This window comes from Rhodoferax potami (assembly GCF_032193765.1).
Taxonomy (GTDB): Bacteria; Pseudomonadota; Gammaproteobacteria; order Burkholderiales; family Burkholderiaceae_C; genus Allorhodoferax; species Allorhodoferax potami.
The window spans coordinates 3,001,524-3,016,177 of the sequence record NZ_JAVBIJ010000001.1 but is presented as its reverse complement, the minus strand read 5'-3'; the positions used below and the strand labels follow the sequence as shown (position 1 = coordinate 3,016,177).

Annotated in this window: 12 protein-coding genes; 7 read left to right on the top strand and 5 right to left on the bottom strand. The window is 62.0% G+C overall.

Annotated elements, in window-relative coordinates; translation table 11 throughout:
- Nucleotides 1-42: 42 nt before the first annotated feature.
- Nucleotides 43-1,623 (top strand): methyl-accepting chemotaxis protein, encoded by a 1,581-nt coding sequence (locus tag RAE21_RS14515; protein ID WP_313881972.1) that lies wholly within the window; start codon nt 43-45, stop codon nt 1,621-1,623.
- A 107-nt stretch (nt 1,624-1,730) separates the two neighbouring features.
- Here the strand turns inward: RAE21_RS14515 and tgt are convergent, their stop codons facing one another.
- Nucleotides 1,731-2,942 carry a tRNA guanosine(34) transglycosylase Tgt gene (gene tgt / locus RAE21_RS14510; protein WP_313874291.1) on the bottom strand — a complete coding sequence of 404 codons (1,212 nt, stop codon included), beginning with the start codon at nt 2,940-2,942 and terminating at the stop codon, nt 1,731-1,733.
- A gap of 198 nt (nt 2,943-3,140) precedes the next feature.
- Here tgt and RAE21_RS14505 point away from each other — a divergent pair, with 198 nt between their 5' ends.
- The gene (locus RAE21_RS14505) at nt 3,141-5,381 is read left to right on the top strand and encodes an esterase-like activity of phytase family protein (protein WP_313881971.1); all 2,241 of its coding nucleotides are present in this window, start codon (nt 3,141-3,143) and stop codon (nt 5,379-5,381) included.
- Between the two features lie 27 nt (nt 5,382-5,408).
- Here RAE21_RS14505 and queA read toward each other — a convergent pair whose 3' ends face one another.
- The 3 genes from queA to RAE21_RS14490 all read right to left on the bottom strand — a co-directional run bounded on the left by queA (nt 5,409) and on the right by RAE21_RS14490 (nt 8,233).
- Nucleotides 5,409-6,488 (bottom strand): tRNA preQ1(34) S-adenosylmethionine ribosyltransferase-isomerase QueA, encoded by a 1,080-nt coding sequence (queA, locus tag RAE21_RS14500; RefSeq protein ID WP_313881970.1) that lies wholly within the window; start codon nt 6,486-6,488, stop codon nt 5,409-5,411.
- Nucleotides 6,489-6,573: 85 nt separating this feature from the next.
- Complete coding sequence (locus RAE21_RS14495; protein ID WP_313881969.1) at nt 6,574-7,188, bottom strand: hypothetical protein; 615 nt, start codon at nt 7,186-7,188, stop codon at nt 6,574-6,576.
- 61 nt (nt 7,189-7,249) lie between these two features.
- Nucleotides 7,250-8,233 carry a Bug family tripartite tricarboxylate transporter substrate binding protein gene (locus tag RAE21_RS14490; protein ID WP_313881968.1) on the bottom strand — a complete coding sequence of 328 codons (984 nt, stop codon included), beginning with the start codon at nt 8,231-8,233 and terminating at the stop codon, nt 7,250-7,252.
- Between the two features lie 69 nt (nt 8,234-8,302).
- On the opposite strand from RAE21_RS14490, the gene recG reads away from it, so the two are divergent.
- From recG to ubiA, 5 genes are all read left to right on the top strand, one after another.
- Nucleotides 8,303-10,405: an ATP-dependent DNA helicase RecG gene (recG, locus tag RAE21_RS14485; RefSeq protein ID WP_313881967.1), complete on the top strand. Its 2,103-nt coding sequence runs from the start codon at nt 8,303-8,305 to the stop codon at nt 10,403-10,405.
- A gap of 50 nt (nt 10,406-10,455) precedes the next feature.
- Nucleotides 10,456-11,397, top strand: coding sequence for a hypothetical protein (locus RAE21_RS14480; protein WP_313881966.1), 942 nt, complete (start codon nt 10,456-10,458; stop codon nt 11,395-11,397).
- 25 nt (nt 11,398-11,422) lie between these two features.
- Nucleotides 11,423-12,313, top strand: coding sequence for a DMT family transporter (locus RAE21_RS14475; protein ID WP_313881965.1), 891 nt, complete (start codon nt 11,423-11,425; stop codon nt 12,311-12,313).
- Between the two features lie 62 nt (nt 12,314-12,375).
- Nucleotides 12,376-13,347, top strand: a complete 972-nt coding sequence (locus RAE21_RS14470; RefSeq protein WP_313881964.1) for a LysR substrate-binding domain-containing protein — start codon at nt 12,376-12,378, stop codon at nt 13,345-13,347.
- 68 nt (nt 13,348-13,415) lie between these two features.
- Nucleotides 13,416-14,273, top strand: a complete 858-nt coding sequence (ubiA, locus tag RAE21_RS14465; RefSeq protein WP_313881963.1) for a 4-hydroxybenzoate octaprenyltransferase — start codon at nt 13,416-13,418, stop codon at nt 14,271-14,273.
- A gap of 55 nt (nt 14,274-14,328) precedes the next feature.
- Here ubiA and RAE21_RS14460 read toward each other — a convergent pair whose 3' ends face one another.
- Entirely contained in the window at nt 14,329-14,646 is a 318-nt protein-coding gene (locus tag RAE21_RS14460) for a PsiF family protein (protein WP_313881962.1), read from the bottom strand.
- Nucleotides 14,647-14,654: the final 8 nt, after the last annotated feature.

Sequence of the window (14,654 nt, the reverse complement as noted above, 5' to 3'; positions counted from 1 at the left end):
TCACCTTTTGCGCGTTGGAAGCGCCCTCTGCGGAGAACGTCGATGAGCTTGAACCATCTGGGCATACGTGCTCGCATCACCCTGGGCTTGGCCCTGATTTTGGCTTTGGCCATTCTGAGTGCGGCCAACTCGCTGTACCGCAATATGTCGGTCAAGTTCGAGTCGGGCGAGGTCGCGACCTCATGGATTCCCGCCATCGAGAACCTCGGCAACATGAAAGGTTTTGTGGCAGATCACTACCTGCTGGTCAGCGACCGGGTGGGCGGCCGTGACAAGCAAGACCTGGCTACCTTCAGCCGCCGGCTCAACGAAAACGGCGAGGCCTTGCGCAAAGCCACCGAGGTCTATGCCGCGACCCTTTTGTCTTATGAGGCGGGGGATCCGCAAGCGGATGCCGAAAAGGCCTTGTTCGCGGAATACCAAGCGCAACGGGATGCCTATTTCGGGATCGTGAAAGCAGTGCTGGATGGCATGGGCAGCGCCAGTGGTTCAGAAGAAGCGTTAGCCCGTGCCCGCGACGATTTCGCCGCAAAAGCCCCTGCCGCTTTCCAGCAAACCTTTGGCGCGATGGAGAAGATCCTCAAGTTCAACCTGGACGGAACGGCCAAGGCGGCCCTCAAGGTGCAGGACACCGTGGCCTCGGCAGAGCGCGCCATGGTGGGTGCCTTGCTGGTCATTGTGCTGGTCGGGGTGTTGTTGATCTGGATGGTGCCTGCGAGCGTGATTCAACCAGTGCAGCAGGCAATGGAGTTGGCCGGCCGGATTGCCGACGGTGATTTGAGCAGCCGGGTGGCGATCAAGGGTACGGATGAATTGGGGCGCTTGCTTGGGAGCCTGGAGCAGATGCAGACCAAGCTGGGGCATGTGGTCTCCAAGGTCCGGGAGGGCTCGGAGTCTGTGGCTACGGCCAGTGCGGAGATTGCGCAAGGCAACCACGACCTCTCAGCCCGGACGGAGAGCCAAGCCAGCGCCCTGGAAGAAACCGCAGCCAGCATGGAAGAGCTGAACTCAGCAGTGAAACAAAACGCCGACAACGCCCGCCAGGCCAACCAGCTGGCGACCAACGCCTCCACGGTTGCGGTGCAGGGCGGAGAAGTCGTAGGCCAAGTGGTAGACACCATGAAAGGCATCAACGAAGCCAGCCGCAAGATCGCCGACATCATCAGCGTCATTGACGGCATCGCCTTCCAGACCAACATCCTGGCCCTCAACGCCGCGGTGGAAGCCGCCCGTGCCGGAGAGCAAGGCAGAGGCTTTGCCGTGGTGGCCTCAGAGGTTCGCTCACTGGCGGGCCGCTCGGCCGAAGCAGCCAAGGAAATCAAAATGCTCATCAACGCCAGCGTAGAGCGGGTGGAGCAAGGCACCGCCCTAGTGGACAAAGCCGGCACCACCATGACAGAAGTGGTAAGCAGCATCCGGCGGGTGACAGACATCATGGGAGAGATCAGCGCAGCCAGCCACGAGCAGAGCGCGGGGGTCAACCAGATCGGTGAAGCAGTCACTCAGATGGACCAAGCCACGCAGCAAAACGCGGCCTTGGTGGAAGAGATGGCTGCTGCTGCCAGCAGCCTGAAGAGCCAGGCCACGGATCTCGTTCAGGTGGTGGCGACCTTCCGGTTATGAGTCAAATGGGCTGTTGGCGCAGGTAATATCTGCGCGGGTAGCTATCAATTCAGTAGCAAGTAAAAGGGGCCTAAGGGCCCCTTTTACTTGTGCCGTTTGGCGCAGGCTCACACTCCGCGTGCGCGGTCTGCGTGAAACTGCTGCACAAAAGCGCCAAAGCGGCCTGCGTCCAGCGCGTCGCGCACTTCTTGCATCAGGTTCAGGTAGTAGTGCAGGTTGTGCACGCTGGCCAGCATCGGGCCGAGCATCTCACCGCAGCGGTCCAGGTGGTGCAGGTAGGCGCGGCTGAAGCCTTCGCGTCCGCCGTCCGCCCAGCTCACACCACTGGAGCCCGCGCAGGCGTAGCAGGTGCAAGTCACGTCGAGCGGCTGCTCGTCGCTCTTGTGGCGGGCGTTTCGGATTTTCAGGTCGCCGTAGCGGCTGAACAGCGTGCCGTTGCGCGCATTGCGGGTGGGCATCACGCAGTCGAACATGTCGATGCCGTTTTGCACGCCGGCAATCAGGTCTTCCGGGGTGCCCACGCCCATCAGGTAGTGCGGCTTGTGCTTAGGCAGCTTGGGGCCGATGTGCTTCAGGATGCGCATCATGTCTTCTTTGGGCTCACCCACCGACAGGCCACCCACGGCGATGCCGGGGAAGTCCAGTGCTTCGAGCCCAGCCAGCGATTCGTCGCGCAGGTGCTCAAACATGCCGCCCTGCACGATGCCGAAGAGTGCGTTGGGGTTGTTCAGGCGGGCAAACTCATCCTGGCAGCGCTTGGCCCAGCGCAAGCTCAGTTCCATGGAGCTGCGGGCTTCGCGCTCGGTGGTGATCTGGCCTTTGGTCTTGGTCTCCACCGACAGGTAGGGGGTGCACTCGTCAAACTGCATCACGATGTCGGAGTTCAGCGTGGTCTGGATCTGCATGCTGATTTCGGGCGTCAAAAACAGCTTGTCGCCGTTCACGGGCGAGGCGAACTTCACGCCTTCTTCCGAAATCTTGCGCATCTCGCCCAGGCTCCAGACCTGGAAGCCGCCCGAGTCGGTGAGGATGGGCTTGTCCCACTTTTCGAACTGGTGCAAGCCGCCGAACTTTTCGACCACGTCCAGGCCCGGGCGCATCCAGAGGTGGAAGGTGTTGCCCAAGATGATCTGGGCGTTCATGTCGTGCAGGCTGCGCGGCATCACGCCTTTGACAGTGCCGTAGGTGCCCACAGGCATGAAGATGGGGGTTTCGACCACGCCATGGTTCAGCGTAAGGCGGCCGCGGCGGGCGTGGCTGCCCAAGTAGGCGCCGTCGTCGGTGGCGGGGTCGTTGTTCAAAAGTTCAAATTTCAGCATGCCTCTATTGTCCGCGAAGCGACTGCAGCGGCGCACAGCGCGGAGCGGCCGCCTCTCGCAAGCGGTGGCTTGGGGGCGAGCCATGGGACACGGATGTGTCACCGTTTCGTCATATCCGCGGCTTCCAATCGGCGGTTTTGGCGCGAAAGCCTCCGCAAGGTGTGGCTGTGCGCTCCCTCGCCACCGTAAGGAAAATCCATGCGTTTGCATCCCCTGTATGCGTCACTCGCGCTCAGCCTGGTTTGCGTTGCCGCCGTGCACGCCGCCCAACCTAAACAGTCACCCAAGGCCACGGCCACAGGCCCTTACTTCAACCGCGTCGCCACTTTTGAAGCGCACCGTAATGTGCCTGCCGGGCGCAACGTGAGTAAAAAGTCGGTGGCGGAGATCGTCGCAGTCAGCGCAGACGGCATGACGCTCGCCTACACCGATGGCGAACAAATGGGCATTGGCCTGATCGACATTCGCAACCCTGCGCAGCCCAAGCCTGCGGGCTTTTTGCCGGTGGAAGGCGAGCCCACCTCGGTGACGATTGCACATGGCAAAGTGTTGGCAGCGGTTAACTCCACCAAAGACTTCACCCAGCCCACCGGCCATCTGGCAGTGTTTGACCTGGCCAGCCGCAAGGCCCAGGGGACCTGCCCCTTGTTCGGCCAGCCCGATTCGATTGCCCTGGACAAGGGCGGGCGCCACGCTGTCATCGTGATGGAAAACGAGCGGGACGAAAAGTTCAACAAAGGCGTCATCCCCCAGCTGCCGGGTGGCAATCTCACCATCATTCCCCTGAGCGCGACAGGCATGCCGGACTGCACGCGCGCGCACCCTGTAGCCTTGAACGGCTTGGCCGAGATCGCTCCGGACGACGCTGAGCCCGAGTTGGTCAAGGTCAACGCCCAAGGCATTGCGGTGGTGACACTGCAAGAGAACAACCATATCGTGTTGGTCGACGTGGCCAAACGCCAAGTCATCAAGCATTTCTCCGCCGGTGCGGTGGACTTGAAAGAGATTGATCGCACCCGCGACGGCATCATCAACCCCAGCGAGTCCGCCAAAGGCCTGCTGCGTGAGCCCGATGCCGTAGCCTGGCTGGACAACACCCGTTTTGTGACCGCCAACGAGGGCGACTACAAAGGCGGCTCACGCAGCATCTCCATCTTCAACACCGATGGCAAAGTGGAGTGGGACAGTGGCAACTTCCTGGACCATGAAGCAATGCGCCTGGGCCATTACCCCGAGAGCCGCTCCGCTGCCAAAGGCAACGAGCCCGAAGGTGTCGAGGTCGGCGTGTTTGGCAAAGACACCCTGATCTTCGTGGGCTCCGAACGTTCTTCGCTGGTCACCGTGTGGCGGGACCGGGGTGCAGGCAAAGCGCCTGAATATCTGCAGGCTTTGCCCGCCGGCAGTGGCCCTGAAGGGCTGACTGCGATCCCGCAGCGCGGCTTGTTGGTGGCGGCCAGTGAAAACGATGGCGTCGCCCGTTCGAGTGTGATGATTTACCAGCAGGGAGCGGATGCACCGGCGTACCCTACGCTCATGTCCAGCGACTCGCCCGCCGGCCCGCCCATTCCTTGGGGCGCGATCTCCGGCATCACTGCAGACCGCAAGCAGGCCGGGCGCCTGTTCGCTGTGACTGACAGCGTCTACGCAACTACCCGCATTCTGGAAATCGACACGAATTTCACGCCCGCACTGATCACGAACGCGATGACCGTCACCAAAGACGGCAAGCCCGTGGGCTACGACGGCGAGGGCATTGCCCAGCGTGCGGATGGCGGCTTCTGGGTGGCCTCGGAAGGTGACCCGGACAAGAAGCCTGCGCCCTTGCGCAACATGCTCTTGCGCCTGAATGCCAAGGCCGAAGTGCAAGAAGAAATCGAGTTGCCCGAGGCACTGGCCCGCCATGCCACCCGCTTTGGTTTTGAAGGCGTGACCATTACCGGCGCCGGCGACCAGGAAGTGGTGTGGCTGGCTGTGCAACGCGAGTGGAAGGATGACCCCAAGGGTTTCACCAAAATCTTGCGCTACACCCCGGCGACCAAAACCTGGGGCGTGCTGCACTACCCACTGGAAGCGACCAAGGCCGACGGCGGCTGGGTAGGCCTCTCAGAAATCACGGCTGTCGGCCCTGACACCTTTGTCGTGATCGAGCGAGACAACCAGTTTGGCGATTCCGCCTTGAAAACCCTGCACAGCTTCTCGGTGGCTGGATTGACCGCCGCCGCCCCCGGCGATGCCAAAGTGCCGGTCGTGAGCAAGCGCCTGCTACGCGACCTGGTGCCCGACCTGCAAAAACCCCACGGTTATGTCCTGGACAAGGTGGAGAGCTTTGCGGTGGACAGCGCGGGCCAGACCTTTGCGATTACTGACAACGACGGTGTGGATGGCTCCAACGGCGAGACGCAGTTTTTGCGCCTCGGTGTGTTGCCAAGCCTGCGCTGACCAGCGACCCGTGTAGCGAGGGGGCTTCTACCTCCGCGTCAGCAGCATGGAATCGCCATAGCTGAAGAAGCGGTAGCCGCGCGCAATCGCGTCGCGGTACAGGCCCATCACATGGTCATAGCCGGTGAAGGCGCTCACCAGCATCATCAGGCTGCTCTTGGGCAGGTGGAAGTTGGTGACCAGCACATCGACAAGCTTGAACTCAAAGCCGGGGGTGATGAAGATGTTGGTGTCGCCACTGGCAATGCCTGTCTTGGCCCAGCTCTCCAGTGTGCGCACACTGGTGGTGCCCACCGCCACTATGCGCCCGCCACGTGCCTTGCAGGCGGCAATCGCTTCCTGGGTTTCTGTGGGCACGTTGTACCACTCGCTGTGCATCTGGTGCTCGGCGATATTCTCGGTTTTGACCGGCTGGAAGGTGCCAGCGCCCACATGCAGCGTCACATGCGCACGGTGTACGCCCATGGCATCGAGCTGCGCAAACACACCCTCGTCAAAGTGGAGGGCCGCAGTGGGCGCGGCGACCGCGCCGGGGTTCTTGGCAAACACCGTCTGGTAGCGCTGCACATCCTCCGGTGAGTCGCTGTGGGTGATGTAGGGCGGCAGGGGCACATGGCCGTGGCGCTCCATGAGCGTGTAAGGGTCATCGCCCCGGTCGTTGCTCAGGACAAAGCGGTAAATCGGCCCATCCACATTCGGCCAGCGGCCCAGCAGGGTGGCGCAAAGCCCGTCTTCCTGGCCGGGCGCGCAGGTCATTTTGATGGTGGCGCCCACCTCGGGCTTTTTGCTGACCCGCATGTGGGCTGCCACCTGGTTGCCGCCCAGCACCCGCTCGATGAGCAGTTCCACCTTGCCGCCGGTGGTTTTTTCACCGAAGAGGCGGGCGTTGATGACCTTGGTGTCGTTGAACACCAGCAAATCGCCCGCACGCAGCAGGCCGGGCAGGTCTTTGAAGATGCGGTCTACCGAGGTGTCACCCGTGCCGTCCAGCAATCGGGAGCCACTGCGTTCTGTAGCGGGGTGTTGGGCAATCAGTGCTTCGGGGAGTTCAAAGTCGAAGTCGCTGAGGGTGAAGACGCGTTGCGCGTCAGAAGTAGGCAAAGACATGGTGCTTGAGGGCCGGACAGGCCCGTTCCAAGGTGGAGGGGCGGCTATTTTCCCATAGCCGCGCCTTTGCGGGGTGCTGAGCGGTTCAAGCCATTAACTGCTGGTAGTGGGCTAATGCCTCAGAGGTGAGCTGCACATAGGCGTTGGTATTGTTGGCAATGTGCGCTTGCATCCATCGCGCGCCGGACTGCGGTTCGCTCACCCAGATTTTGTCTTTGCCAAAGCCCGCGCGGAGGCTGGCCAAGGGCGTGCGAATCGAAATGACATCAGACGGGCCCCACAGATACGCCGGCGATTCCTCACCGGTCCAAGGGTATCCGTTGGCTTCGGCATAGATATGGTTGTGTTCAAAAGTGAAGTCGATCAGCTCCACCGGAGCTGCGTCATCCGACTCGATCCAGCAGTGGTAGGCACCGCCCAGCGGGTTGCTGAATGCCTGCTCATCGGCCATCACGATGATCTGGTCATTGCCCGCATCAATAGCCGCCAAACCCGCAACCGGGCGGTAGTTGCGATCGAGCGCGATGCTCGCCACATTCGACCCCACCACCGCAAAGGCGTGGCACAGGGAATGGAAATTGTGGGGAAATCTGTGGCACAGGCAATTGCGGACACTCAGGGCAATCGCAGACCGTATGCGCAGCGTGAGCGGCGAGGTTTCTGTCGGGCGCGCTTCGAGTTCCGGGTGAGCCATTTCCATGCCTTGATATCGGCAGGAAATGGCAGATCTGAAGCAGTTGCGTTTTGCGGCTTCTGTCGGACTACTCCACCTTGGCGCCGGAGGCCTGGACAATGCCCTTCCACTTTGCGTAGTCCGTTTTCAGCAGGTTTCCGAATTGCTCGGGCTTCATGGCCTGCGGCTCTGCCCCTTGGGCGTGGATGGCGGCCTTGAATTCAGCGGTGGCGAGCAGCTCATTGACCTTGCTGTTCACCAAGGTGACCACGTTGGCGGGCGTGCCGGCGGGCATGAAAAGGCCGTACCAGGTGCTCACATCAAAGTCTTTGTAGCCGGACTCGGCCACGGTGGGCACATCGGGCAGCGAGGTGCTGCGGGCGGCAGAGGTCACTGCCAAGGCGCGCAATTTGCCCGCCTTGATCTGGGCAATCGCCGAGGGTACAGAGGACACCAACAAATCCACATTGCCGGCCAGTGCGTCCATCAGTGCGGGGTTGGAGCCTTTGTAGGGGATGTGGCGGATATCGACCTTGGCAGCCTTTTCGAACAGGTTGCCCGCGAGGTGAATGGTGGTGCCGTTGCCGGGTGAGCCGTAGGTAATGGTGTCAGGTGCGGCTTTGGCAGCGGCGACCACGTCCGCCAGCGTCTTGAACTTGGAGTTGGCGGCGGTGGCAATCACCACCGGGGTGTAGGCCACGTGGGCCACGGGCACCAAGTCTTTGGTCGGGTCCCAGGGCAGGTTGCCGTAGAGCCAGGGGGCCACGACCAGGTTGTCTTTCTGGCCCATAACCATGTCATACCCTGTGGGCGCGGCTTTGATGGCTTCGGCAATGCCGATGGTGCCGCCGGCACCTGCCTTGTTGTCGGGCACCACGGTCCACTGGAAGTTTTCGGTCAACTTGTTCGCCACCAGGCGGGAGAGGATGTCGGTGCCGCCTCCAGGCGGGAAGGGAATAACCAAGCGGATGGGCTTGGACGGGTAGGCCGCGGTTTGGGCGTAAGCGGGGGCGCTGACGGCGCTGCCCAGCAGGGTGGCCACGACGGCCAGCGGTGCAATCCATTGTTTCATGTGTACTCCTCGGTGACTGAGCCTGCGCTGGCAGGCAAACACCCCAGTGTAGTGCGGCACAATGCGCCCATGCCTGAAGTCAAGCCCAAAACCGAGTCGCAAAAAGCCCTCGAAAAGCTGGGCCTGCGCCGGGATATCGACCTCGCCTTGCACCTGCCCCTGCGTTACGAAGACGAAACCCGCATCGTCAAGCTCAGCGATGTTCGCGACAGCTACCCGGTCCAGATTGAGGCCACGGTCACGCACCAGGAGGTGACCTACCGGCCGCGCCGCCAACTTATCGTGACGGTGGACGATGGCACCGACACCTGCACCCTCCGTTTCTTTAGCTTCTATGGCTCGCAGCAAAAGGCGCTCGCGGTAGGCAACACGGTGCGGGTGCGCGGCGAAGTCAAGGGCGGCTTTCTGGGACGCACCATGTTGCACCCCAGCTTCAAGGCCGCCGGTGGCGACCTGCCCACGGCGCTCACACCGGTGTACCCCACGGTGGCAGGCTTGCCCCAGGCCTACCTGCGCAAGGCGGTGCTCTCCGGCCTGGCGCGTGCCGATTTGAGCGACACCTTTGCGCCCGGGGACTTGGAGTGGCTGCAGCACCGCCAGCATCAAAACCACCAGCAGCCCTTGTGGACCCTGCGCGACGCGCTACAGTTTTTGCACCACCCCACGCCGGATGTGTCGATCGACACTCTGATGGACCACAGCCACCCCGCGTGGCAACGGCTCAAGGCCGAGGAGCTGTTGGCCCAGCAACTCAGCCAGCTGCAAAGCCGGCGCGAGCGGGCGGCGCTTAAGGCCCCGCAGCTGCAGGCGGTGGAGGGCAGCACCTTGCATGCCCGGCTGCTGGCGGCCCTGCCTTTCGGTCTGACGAATGCGCAACAACGCGTGGGTGAAGAAATTGCCCGCGACATGGCGCGCCGCATCCCCATGCACCGCTTACTGCAAGGCGATGTGGGTGCCGGCAAAACGGTGGTCGCCGCCTTGGCCGCCGCGATCTGCATGGATGCGGGCTGGCAATGCGCCCTGATGGCGCCCACCGAAATCTTGGCCGAGCAGCACTTCCGCAAGCTGCTGGGCTGGCTGGAGCCCTTGGGCATCACCACCGCCTGGCTCACCGGCACCCAAAAGGCCAAAGAGCGCCGGGCCATGCTGGCCCTGATCGAGAGTGGTGAAGCGCAGTTGGTGGTGGGCACCCACGCCATCATCCAGGACAAGGTGAAGTTCAAGAACCTGGCCCTGGCCATCATCGACGAGCAGCACCGCTTCGGCGTGGCGCAACGCCTAGCGCTGCGCAACAAGCTGCACCATGAGGATATGGAACCTCATTTGCTGATGATGACGGCGACGCCGATTCCGCGCACGCTGGCGATGAGCTACTACGCGGACCTTGATGTCTCTACCCTCGATGAGCTGCCCCCCGGGCGCACGCCCATCGTCACCAAGGTGGTGAATGATGCGCGGCGCGACGAAGTGATAGAGCGCATCCGCGCCCAGATCAGCCAAGGCCGGCAGGTCTACTGGGTGTGCCCGCTGATTGAAGAGAGCGAGGCGCTGGACCTGAGCAATGCCACCCAGACCCACGCGGACTTGGCCGAGGCTCTGCAGGGTGCTACCCGCGCGGACGGCCAGCCGGTGCTGATCGGGCTGCTGCACTCGCGCATGCATGTGGATGACAAAAAGGCCGTCATGGGCGCCTTCACCGCGGGGCTGATGTCGGTGCTGGTGAGCACGACGGTCATTGAAGTGGGTGTGGACGTGCCCAACGCCTCGCTGATGGTGATTGAACATGCCGAGCGTTTCGGCCTTAGCCAACTGCATCAGTTACGCGGGCGTGTGGGGCGGGGTGCCGCGGCATCGGCTTGTGTGCTGCTTTACTCCACCGGCGATGCGCCGCGGCTGGGCGAGGCAGCCAGGGAACGGCTGAAGGCCATGGCCGAGACCAATGACGGGTTTGAGATCGCCCGCCGTGACCTTGAGATCCGCGGCCCCGGTGAGTTTTTGGGCGCCCGGCAGAGCGGCGAGGCCATGCTGCGCTTTGCAGACCTCTCGGTCGATGTGGATTTGCTGGAGTGGGCCAAAGCCGAGGCGCCCATGCTGCTCGACACCTATCCCCATCTTGCGGCCAAGCATGTGGCGCGCTGGTTGGGTGGCAAGGCTGAGTTTCTCAAGGCCTGATCGGGCCTGGTGTCATCGTGGCCCGTTAACATCGCTGCATGAGTGGACAAATGGATTGGATCTTGTGGAGTGTGGGGGCGATCTTCGTGCTGTCGATCGCGGCTTACCTCTATGCCGAGTTGCAGGCCTTTTGGATGCGCACTGCGGTAACCAAAATCCCCGGAGGCCAGCGCTTTGAGGCCCATGAGTTCAGCGTCGACATGCTGCGCCGGGCAGGCAAGATACGGGTCAAGGCGCGCAAAGCCACCTACCACCAGAAGGCGCGCGAAGGCCAGACTGAGATGGAAAAACAGGGCGCGCTGGATGTGACCTTTGATGCGCTGGGCCTGCGCATCGAACTCGCCCGCATGGTGCGCACCCTTAGCAATCCCAAGCCGGGTCAGGAAGCGACCGAGCCTTCCGGCTGGCACAGCCTGGCATTTCTGGCAACCGAAGAGGATGCTGAGCTGCGCCTGGCGCCACTGCCCAGCAAGGTTGCAGACGAATTTGTCACCTTCGCCAAGCAAATCCAGCTGTGGGTAGAGCGCTTGGAGCACCAGCGCCAAGCGCGCCTGGATGCGGAAGAAGCGGCCAAGCGCGAGGCCGAAGAGGCTGCTGCGGCCAAGGCAGCCCTCAAGGCCAAAGGCAAAGTCAACGCGATGTCACCCGACGAGCAAATCGCCCAGTGGCGGCGTGTGGCGGGCTTTACCGGTACCACCAGTGAAGTGGGTCTGGATGGCAAAGGCGGCATTGAGTGGTTTATTGACCTCGACGCGACAGGCCGCATCACCTTGCATTCCGGCAAGCAGACGGCCCACACGACGCTACGGGGTGCCACCGTAACCTCTTTGGGCGGGGAGCTCGAAATCAATGTGCTGGACGCCGAGGGGCACCCAGACCCCCACTCCTTCCGGGTGCTGAAAAATACGCCGCCCGATGTGCGCCGCGCATGGAAAGAGCGCATGGAAATTCTGCGCGACAGCCTCAAGAAAATGGTGCCCGCCACGACCTGACGTCGGTGGGCTGATTTCACACACTATGGTTCAAACAATGGTCATGCGCTGGCAAGCGCTGCAGGGCAATACCCGTGGGGTTTTGCTGGTCATCATGGCGATGTTGTGCTGGTCTGTGCTGGACGCCTGCAACAAGCAACTCATGGCCCAAGGGCTGGTGCCCAAGCAGGTGCTGTTTTTGCAAGCGTCCATTGTCTTGTGCATGCTGATGCCCGTATGGGTGGCGACAAAGGGGCGGGTGGTGCGCAGTCGCAAGCCCCTGATCCATGTGCTGCGGGCGGGCTTCATCGTCACCTCAGCCTGGTGCGCGGCCTACGCGGTCTCGCATTTGCCGCTGGCGGAGGCGAGTGCCTTTTTGATGACCGGCTCTCTCTTCATGTTGCCCTTGGGGGTGTTCTTTTTGGGGGAGAAGCCGCATTGGCTGCGCTGGACAGGCGTGGCTGTGGGCTTCGGCGGGGTGCTGGTGATTTTGCAGCCGGGCACGGGAGCCTTTCATCCGGCGGCATTGGTGGCTTTGCTCGGTGCGCTCATGGAGTCGATGCTGGGCATCGTCTTGAAAAAATACTCGGGCACCGAGCACCCGATCGCGGTGCTGACCTGGAGCCAGGTGGCATGTTGGCTCACGTTCGGGCTGTTTACCGGCTTTGCGCTTCCCGCAGTGCCTGCGAATTTGTGGCCCCTGTTGCCGGTGGTGGGCATGGCCGCGGCGGGGATTTACCTCGGTTATTTTTTCGCCTACCGGGCGGGCGATGCGTCGGCGGTGGAAGCGGGTAGTTTTTCCTTGCTGTTGTTCAGCCCGGCGCTGGGCGCGATGTTTTTTGCGGAGACGCCGGACGCTGCGTTTTGGAGCGGTGCAGGACTCTTGGTCTGCGGTATTGCGCTGGTCATCATCGAGCCCAAGGGCCATGCCCATTGAGAGGCGGCATTGATTCAGACTATCGGCCGTGGCATCATGGTTGACGATTAGGAGGCGACGGTATGACGCTGACAGAACTGAAATACATTGTGGCGGTGGCCCGTGAGCGGCACTTCGGCAAGGCAGCAGATGCCTGCTTTGTCTCGCAGCCCACGCTTTCCGTGGCGGTCAAAAAGCTCGAAGAGGAGCTGGACTGCAAGCTGTTTGAGCGCAGCGCCAACGAGGTGACGGTGACCCCGCTCGGCGAAGAAATTGTCCGGCAGGCCCAGAGTGTGCTGGAGCAGGCAGCCAACATCAAAGACATCGCCAAGCGAGGTAAAGACCCCTTGGCTGGCCCCCTCAAATTGGGGGTGATTTACACGATTGCGCCTTACCTGCTGCCAGCTTTGGTGCGGCAAGTCATCACCAAGAGCCCCCAAATGCCGCTGGTGCTGCAAGAGAACTTCACGGTGAAGCTACTCGAGATGCTCCGCACCGGAGAGATCGACTGCGCCATTCTGGCCGAGCCTTTTCCGGATACCGGCCTGGCGCTCGCGCCGCTCTATGACGAGCCCTTCTATGCGGCGGTACCCGCAGGGCACGCACTCGCCAAGCAAAGCTCGGTCACGGCGGAGCAACTTAAAAGCGAAACCATGTTGCTGCTGGGCAATGGCCATTGCTTCCGCGACCACGTGTTGGAGGTCTGCCCCGAGTTCGCGCGTTTTTCCAGCGATGCGGAGGGTATCCGCAAAAGTTTTGAAGGCTCGTCGCTGGAGACCATCAAGCACATGGTGGCTGCCGGCATGGGTATGACACTGGTGCCCCGCCTGAGTGTGCCCAAAGAGGCGCTGGAGCCCAAAAAGCGGGGTGCAGAGCCCGGGTTCGTCAAATACCTGCCGGTCCTGGATGCCAAGCCCGATGGCAGCCCGCTACCGCCGCCCATGCGCCGCGTGGTGCTGGCCTGGCGCCGCAGCTTTACCCGGTACGAGGCCATCGCCGCTCTGCGCAATGCCATCTACAGTTGTGAGCTGCCGGGTGTGACCCGTTTGTCTTGAGTTGAATAAAAACGGCTGTTTGCCCACGTTTTAAATGGGCGAGTACCTATCAAAATCATAGTAATCCTGTGCGCGTGAAACTCTCTCTTTATCTCGACCTGATCCGCTGGAACCGGCCTGCTGGCTGGCTGCTTCTCTTGTGGCCGACCTTGTCTGCCTTGTGGTTGGCCCATGGCGGGTTTCCGGGTTGGCATTTGGTGGTGGTGTTCACCTTGGGCACCATCTTGATGCGCAGTGCCGGCTGCTGCGTGAATGACGTGGCAGACCGGGAGTTTGACAAGCACGTCAAGCGCACTGCCCAGCGCCCGGTGACCAGTGGCCGTATTTCGAGCCGCGAGGCCCTGGCGGTAGGCGGTGTGCTGGCCGCAGCCGCTTTCGGCTTGGTGCTGACGACCAATGCCGTCACGATTGCATGGTCCTTCGCCGCGCTGGCGGTGGCCTTGGTCTACCCCTATGCCAAGCGCTATGTCTCGATGCCGCAGGCGGTGTTGGGCGTGGCGTTCAGCTTTGGCATACCCATGGCCTATGCGGCCGTGAGGGGTGATATTCCGTGGCAGGCTTGGGCGCTGTTGGTGGGGAACCTGTTTTGGGTGTTGGCCTATGACACCGAGTACGCCATGGTGGACCGGGACGACGACCTGCGCATCGGTATGAAAACCTCTGCCATCACCCTGGGGCGCTGGGATGTGCCCGCTGTGATGGCGTTTTATCTGGTCTACCTTGCCCTCTGGTCGTGGCTTGTGCTGCCCGAGTTGGGCGCTGCTTGGGGGTGGTGGCTGGGGGTTGCCGGGGCCGCAGTGCAAGTGGTTTGGCATGGCACGTTGATTCGTGACCGATCCCGCGAAGGCTGTTTCAAAGCCTTCCGTTTGAACCACTGGGTGGGTTTTTCAGTGTTTGTGGGCGTGTTGCTCAGCGTCGGGCTATAAAAAAAGGCCCGGGCAGTGATGCCGCCGGGCCTTGGATACAGCGATGCCGGGTGGCTTACTTAGCGCTCAGGCACTCGCTCATGAACTTCTTGCGGTCATCGCCCTTGAGGTCTTTGGTCTTGGCGTCCGCATTACAGGTCTTCATCTTGTTTTGCTGCGCGGTTTTGCCGCCTTCAGCTGCGGCGGGCTTGGCGCTCAGGCAGTCCTTCATGAAGGCTTTGCGTTCATCGCCTTTGAGGTCTTTTGTCTTGGCATCGGCATTGCAGGTCTTCATCTTGCCTTGCTGGGCTGTCGGAGCCTTTTCGTCTGCAGCATGCGCGCCGCCCACGGCCAGAGCCAAACCCAAAGCGATATAAGAAATCAGTTGCTTCATGTGGTGTC

What these genes read in the sequence shown, in the direction of transcription:
- RAE21_RS14515 (WP_313881972.1), top strand. Translation starts at nt 43, where the DNA reads ATGAGCTTGAACCATCTGGGCATACGTGCTCGCATCACCCTGGGCTTG.
- RAE21_RS14495 (WP_313881969.1), bottom strand. Translation starts at nt 7,188, where the DNA reads ATGGAAATGGCTCACCCGGAACTCGAAGCGCGCCCGACAGAAACCTCG.
- RAE21_RS14505 (WP_313881971.1), top strand. Translation starts at nt 3,141, where the DNA reads ATGCGTTTGCATCCCCTGTATGCGTCACTCGCGCTCAGCCTGGTTTGC.
- RAE21_RS14480 (WP_313881966.1), top strand. Translation starts at nt 10,456, where the DNA reads ATGGATTGGATCTTGTGGAGTGTGGGGGCGATCTTCGTGCTGTCGATC.
- recG (WP_313881967.1), top strand. Translation starts at nt 8,303, where the DNA reads ATGCCTGAAGTCAAGCCCAAAACCGAGTCGCAAAAAGCCCTCGAAAAG.
- RAE21_RS14490 (WP_313881968.1), bottom strand. Translation starts at nt 8,233, where the DNA reads ATGAAACAATGGATTGCACCGCTGGCCGTCGTGGCCACCCTGCTGGGC.
- RAE21_RS14475 (WP_313881965.1), top strand. Translation starts at nt 11,423, where the DNA reads ATGGTTCAAACAATGGTCATGCGCTGGCAAGCGCTGCAGGGCAATACC.
- queA (WP_313881970.1), bottom strand. Translation starts at nt 6,488, where the DNA reads ATGTCTTTGCCTACTTCTGACGCGCAACGCGTCTTCACCCTCAGCGAC.
- tgt (WP_313874291.1), bottom strand. Translation starts at nt 2,942, where the DNA reads ATGCTGAAATTTGAACTTTTGAACAACGACCCCGCCACCGACGACGGC.
- RAE21_RS14470 (WP_313881964.1), top strand. Translation starts at nt 12,376, where the DNA reads ATGACGCTGACAGAACTGAAATACATTGTGGCGGTGGCCCGTGAGCGG.
- RAE21_RS14460 (WP_313881962.1), bottom strand. Translation starts at nt 14,646, where the DNA reads ATGAAGCAACTGATTTCTTATATCGCTTTGGGTTTGGCTCTGGCCGTG.